Annotated in this window: 5 protein-coding genes and 1 pseudogene; 3 read left to right on the top strand and 3 right to left on the bottom strand. The window is 68.5% G+C overall.

The window, feature by feature from the left end; genetic code table 11:
* Positions 1-198 precede the first annotated feature (198 nt).
* Positions 199-1,092, top strand: a complete 894-nt coding sequence (locus ACFYOY_RS48950) for a LysR family transcriptional regulator (RefSeq protein ID WP_351904600.1) — start codon at positions 199-201, stop codon at positions 1,090-1,092.
* A 269-nt stretch (positions 1,093-1,361) separates the two neighbouring features.
* On the opposite strand, the pseudogene ACFYOY_RS48945 reads toward ACFYOY_RS48950, so the two are convergent.
* The 3 genes and pseudogenes from ACFYOY_RS48945 to ACFYOY_RS48935 form a co-directional block, all read right to left on the bottom strand.
* Positions 1,362-1,577 (bottom strand): annotated as a pseudogene (locus tag ACFYOY_RS48945) (relaxase domain-containing protein); the annotation flags it as partial.
* Between the two features lie 199 nt (positions 1,578-1,776).
* Positions 1,777-2,910, bottom strand: coding sequence for a hypothetical protein (locus ACFYOY_RS48940; RefSeq protein ID WP_351904597.1), 1,134 nt, complete (start codon positions 2,908-2,910; stop codon positions 1,777-1,779).
* 202 nt (positions 2,911-3,112) lie between these two features.
* Entirely contained in the window at positions 3,113-3,382 is a 270-nt protein-coding gene (locus ACFYOY_RS48935) for a hypothetical protein (RefSeq protein WP_351904594.1), read from the bottom strand.
* A 180-nt stretch (positions 3,383-3,562) separates the two neighbouring features.
* Here ACFYOY_RS48935 and ACFYOY_RS48930 point away from each other — a divergent pair, with 180 nt between their 5' ends.
* Together ACFYOY_RS48930 and ACFYOY_RS48925 are read left to right on the top strand one after the other, a co-directional pair.
* Positions 3,563-4,582: a winged helix-turn-helix domain-containing protein gene (locus ACFYOY_RS48930; RefSeq protein ID WP_351904592.1), complete on the top strand. Its 1,020-nt coding sequence runs from the start codon at positions 3,563-3,565 to the stop codon at positions 4,580-4,582.
* A gap of 437 nt (positions 4,583-5,019) precedes the next feature.
* A complete protein-coding gene (locus ACFYOY_RS48925) occupies positions 5,020-5,148 on the top strand; it encodes a hypothetical protein (protein ID WP_351904589.1) in 129 nt (42 codons plus the stop codon).
* The last annotated feature ends 176 nt before the right edge of the window (positions 5,149-5,324 follow it).

Raw genomic sequence — 5,324 nt, 5'->3', positions numbered from 1 at the left:
GACCTCGACCACCACCTCACCGCCGCCGGCCTCGGGGTCGGGCACCTCCCGCACCCTGAGCGGGACGCCGAACTGCGTCAGAACTGCCGCTCGCATGCGATGACCTCCATGTTCGTCCGGGTCTGCCGGCATCGACACGAGGAGTCCGGCGATCATGCGGGAAGCGACGATCTGGTATCTGTGGTATGCGTATACCGCATGGACGTCTCCAGTACGGGTCTGCGGGTTCTGCAGCAGATCGCGGAATCCGGCAGCTTCACCGCGGCAGCCGCCAGGCTCGGCTACACGCAGTCGGCCGTCTCACGCCAGGCCGCCGCCCTCGAACGCAGTGCGGGCACCATCCTGTTCGAACGCCGCCCCGATGGGGTACGGCTCACCCCCGCGGGTCTGACCCTGCTGCGGCACGCCCGCACCATCCTGGACTGCCTCACAGCGGCCGAGTCCGACCTCACCGGCACCCTCCCACGGACCGAACTGGTGCGGCTCGGGGTGTTCCTGAGCGCGGGCGCCATCATCCTGCCCGCCGCGCTCACCCGCCTCACGACAACCGACCCGCAGATCACGGTCACAACGACCGAAGGCACCACGCCCGCCCTGATCCGGGCACTGCGGGCAGGCTCGCTCGACCTCGCCGTGCTGACATCCCGCCCACCCCACCGGCCCCTGGACAGCGACTCGCCGCGCCTGCACGTCGAGACCGTCGCGGACACCGAACTGGTCGTGGCGGTGCCGTCGACCGGGAAGTTCGCCGGACGCACCACGGTGCACGTCGACGAACTGCTCGACGCCGCCTGGATCGCCACCCCGTCATCGAGCTCCGAGCCGCTGCTCGGCGTCTGGCCCGGCCTGCCCGGACGGCCGCACATCGTCCATCGCGCACGCGACTGGCTGACAAAACTCCAACTGGTCGCAGGCGGCTTCGGGGTGACAACAGTGCCGTCCCGGCTCTCACCGGTACTACCAGCCGGGGTGAGCCTGGTACACGTCGAAGGCGCGCCACCTGAGATCCGCCGTGTCCTCGTGGCACGCCTCCCCGGCCACCCCACCCCGGCGATCACCACCGTCACCCGAGCGATCACCTCGACCATCTGACACGTGCCGCCCGGACGGCCGGCCGACCCCGGCCACCGTCCGCGCAACCACCCCCGGCCTCCCCCGGATTCAGCGCCGGAAAACCGATCGCTGCATCCCACCTGACCACCTCCCCCAACAAGCCCGGCATCCGTACCCGCCCCACCCGCAACACGACTCCGATCGAACTCACCACCGAACTCCCACCCGTCATCCACGACCACCTCCTCGCCCTGAACATCAACCCGGTACGCCGCCGCGGGCTTCCCCGCCGCCAATTGCTCGGCTTCGAGCCGGTCGGCGTCCGGGTGCCGGCCTTCGCCGAACAGGGAGCGCAGCTGCGCCTCGGTCACCTCCGCACCGAGCGCGAGACCGAGCGCGGGCAAGCCCCGCCCCATCCATCGTCCCGGCGGAACTCCAGCGTCCTGCTGCGCCTTCTTCAGCGGTTTGCGCGCCGGTCGGCGGCCGTCGCCAACGAGGACCTGAGGCAGGTAGTAGCCGTACATCTGGCCGCGCGTGATCAGCGCTATATCCATCACGCAGACCACGCCACACGGCCCTGACCTGCAAGAAATGATCCTGTTCCCGCTGGAGAGTTGGGCCTTCCTTTCGGTCGGCTTACCGGGCCGAGGCCGGACTCCATAGCGCCTCTGTGGGGGCTGAGCCGGGGGGCGGCTTGCCGGTGGCAGGCCGCCCCGGTCGCTGCTACGACGGTTCGGGAGCTTCCCAGCGGGTCACCGAGAAGGACACCGAGGCGGGGGCCTTGGCGGTTACGGCGGTCACCTTCAGCAGAGCGACGTCCTTGTCGAGACTGTCGAACCTGCAGAACCGGTCCCCGGTCCGCAGTTCGGAGACCGGTACCTCGAGTTCGTTGCTCTCGCCGCGCGCCGCGGCATCCTGGCAAGCGGTGAGGTCCATGTCGGCGGTGCCCTTCACCCGGGCCACGTATGCGCTGAACCGCATCTTCGGGCTTCCGGACAGGCAGCTGGGGAAGTACTCGATGTCTCCCCCGCCGCCGTTCAGTCTGCTCCTGTATGTAACGACCGGCATGTCCGAACCGAGCCCAACGCTGCCGAGGACGCAGCCGTGCCCCTTGGCCACATCGTCGGACACCGTGGCGGGCTGGTTCTCGTAGACCTTGTCACCGGGCTGCGCCGGCGCACCCTCGGTCTTCGCCGGCCCGGCCCACAGGGTCGCCGACAATGTCAGCTCCCCGACGGGGGATCCGCTCACCTTCACCACGCGCAGGAGGACCACGCGGCCGCCCGCGGCGAAGTCCTCGCAGAACCGGTCCCCCGCCGCCAGGACCCGGGTCTTGTAGCGGTCGACGTGCGTGCCGTTGCCGACCGCTGCCCGTGCGGCATCCTGGCAGCCCGCCTGGTCGAGGTCCCCGGCGTCCGCGGCAACCTTGGCGACGGGCACGTCGTCGAAGTCCAACACCTCGTTGTCCCAGGAGCACGGAGGCTCCCATGACAGGACAGGCGGCCTGCCCTCGTCCGTCTGCTCCCCGTCGTCGTTCAGGCGCGGGTTCGACTCATCGGGCCCGAGGACGCGCGGCCCGCTGTCCGCGAACTCCACGTAGAAGTCGAAATCGGACGGGCATCCGTTCTTGATCGCCTGGACATTACTCAGCGAGACTTCCTTGTCCCGGTAGAGCAGCCCGGTCCGGGAACGGCCCGACGCACCGGACGCCGATCCCTTGGACGCACCCGTCGCCGAGCCGGTCGGGCCTTCGGACTGCCCGCCGCCGTCCCCGCAGCCCGCGAGCACCACGGCCAGCAGCAGCGCGAGACCGCCGCCCCATAACACCCTTGCCGTACGGCCGTTGTCTCCCCACACGTCAACTCCCCGTTCGCATTCGAAGGGCCACCCACCGTACCGACTACCGGGAGGGTGCCGACAGGACTCGAGAATTCCCCCGGAGGTACGCCAGATCCAGCGCCCGCCCGCACATCTGTACGGACTATGAAAGAACCGTCCAACAGCCGTGACGGCCCGCCAGATGGACTGGCGCGCCGTCACGAGAGTTCGAGGTGCGGGATCAGTACCAGCGGTACAGGAACCACTTGTACTTGCCGTCGTTACCCTTTCCGTAGGAGCACTTGTAGGTGCCGCCGAGAGCGTCTCCCTCGGTGAGGCAGGCGGCCTTGGTCCAGTAGGCGCGGTAGAAGTGCCAGCTGGCCGGAACAGCGTTCGTCTCGCTGGCCGAGAGCTGCGGTGATGCCGTGCCATCGGCCGCCTGGGCCGTCACAGCTGTGCCTCCGAGGGCGAGCGCACCCCCCAGGGCCAGGCTTACCAGTGCACGTCGCATGCGCATGATGTTCCCCTCTGATCTGCGGTGGTCAAGACTGGCCGGGTGTCGGACACACCGGCACGTGATGCCCAATCTCCCCATCAGCGGGCCGCTTCTCGACCAGATTCGGTCTGGACCGAACAACGGCATTTCCAGAAGAATCAGCTGAGACCGTTCCGTATGTGACCTGGGGGAACTGTGGTCTACCGCCTTCACTTCACGCTTGAGGATCTGGCGCGGACACGAGTGGCGCAGCCCCCGCCGCTGATGGAACTGAGCGCCGCGGTGCGCAACCTGCAGAATCGCAGCCAGCCGCTACGCTTCGGAGCCTGGAGACGTGCCGCCCACGCCCGTCTGGGCCCTGAGGCGCGCATGGTCCTCGACCTGATCCCACCCGGCGGCTGGGCACCCACGTTTCTCACCTCTGCCGGCATCGGCAACCCACAGGAGTTACTGGAGCAGGTACGGGCCACACCCCGTTCCCAGATCCGCAAGGATCTGGCCCACGTAGCAGAGTGGCAGCCACTCCCGCCGTGGGCGCACCATTTGGCAGACGACTCCGACCTGCTACGACAGCTCTGCGAGAGCCTGAACCACGTCTACGCAGTGCTGCTGTCCCCCCATTGGGGACACATCGCGGGTGAAGCCGCAGCAGACCGAGGGATACGGATGCGGCAGGTACTCGCCGGCGGTATGGATCACTTGCTCGCCTCGCTCCACCCCGGGCGTATCCACTGGAATCCGCCCGTCCTCGAGATTGCGATGGTCTCAGGTTTCGACGGCGACCTGCACCTCGACGGACGCGGCCTGATGCTTGTCCCCTCGCTCTTCGGAGCAGAAGCACCAGCCATTGACATCGACGCTGAGCCACAGCCCGTGTTGCGATACGCCATCAGCCACGATCAGCCCTCGGACCCACAGTTCTTGTCCGTCTTACCAGCACACTCGCCCCCGCCTGGAGCCCGATCACCGTTGGCCCTACTTCTTGGCCAGACCCGAGCCGCCGTTCTCCACACCATCGCCGAGCACCCCGGCTGCTCCACCAAGGAACTCGCCGCCCTCGCCGGCATCACGCCTCCCAGCGCCAGCGAACACGCGACCACTCTGCGCGCAGCTCAACTGATCCGTACCGTCCGGCACCGCAACACGGCACTCCACAGCCCCACCACCCTCGGTATCACCCTCCTCAACACCCCACCCAGCACGGCTCAGTCCTGAAACCCGGAACGTCCCGGACCAGCGGTGGCCGAGGAAGGGAAACAGCAGCAGCGCCAGTCCGACGTATCCGGCGATGTTGCGCCCCAGCACCAAGGCGATGCTGTCAGCCCCCAGGGCATAGCAGAGGGCTGCCATCCCCGCCCCGGTGGCGGCGACCGCCGAGCCGAGTGCCGCATCCCACCTCCGCACGGGCCGACGGGCGACGCTTCAGCGCGTAGGTCGCCGCGCCCCATGCCGCAAGAGCAGCATCACCGCGGGCAGCAGCGTGATGAAGTGGCCGACAAGGAAGTGTCCGGACTGGCCGGTCAGGACGGGCACGGGAGGTTCGGCGTTGCCATGAGGAGTCCCACCGCATTGGTCACAACGACGGACGCGCTCAACACGGGAACGGTGCGATAGCCGACACGGCCGCGGCCGTCTACTGCCACCGCAACACCGTGCAGCACCGCTTCACCCGCCTCTGCGAACTCACCGGCCACGACATCCGCCGCCCCGAGGACGCAGCCCTCATCGCCCTGGCCCTACGGGCCAGGGAGCCGCGCGACCGGACAGAGGAAACCGGCTGAGCCAAGCGAGGCGAAGGCCCTCCGAGCCACGGCGGGCGCCCCATCTCCCCAGCGCGCTCTACCCCGATTACCAGCGTCTCCTTGGCTACGACGACCTGGTCATGACCCTGCTCTTCGCGACGTTCGCGCTGGCCAGCGGTCCGGCGCTGCTGCTGTGCGACCAGCTGCGGACCTCG

The sequence above is a fragment of the Streptomyces sp. NPDC007875 genome (genome assembly GCF_042868035.1).
GTDB classification, from domain to species: Bacteria; Actinomycetota; Actinomycetes; order Streptomycetales; family Streptomycetaceae; genus Streptomyces; species Streptomyces antimycoticus.
This window is presented reverse-complemented; position numbering and strand designations above follow the sequence as displayed.

Bases quoted from the DNA above. Each gene is read 5' to 3' on its own strand.
- ACFYOY_RS48950 (WP_351904600.1), top strand. From the start codon at position 199: ATGGACGTCTCCAGTACGGGTCTGCGGGTTCTGCAGCAGATCGCGGAA.
- ACFYOY_RS48935 (WP_351904594.1), bottom strand. From the start codon at position 3,382: ATGCGACGTGCACTGGTAAGCCTGGCCCTGGGGGGTGCGCTCGCCCTC.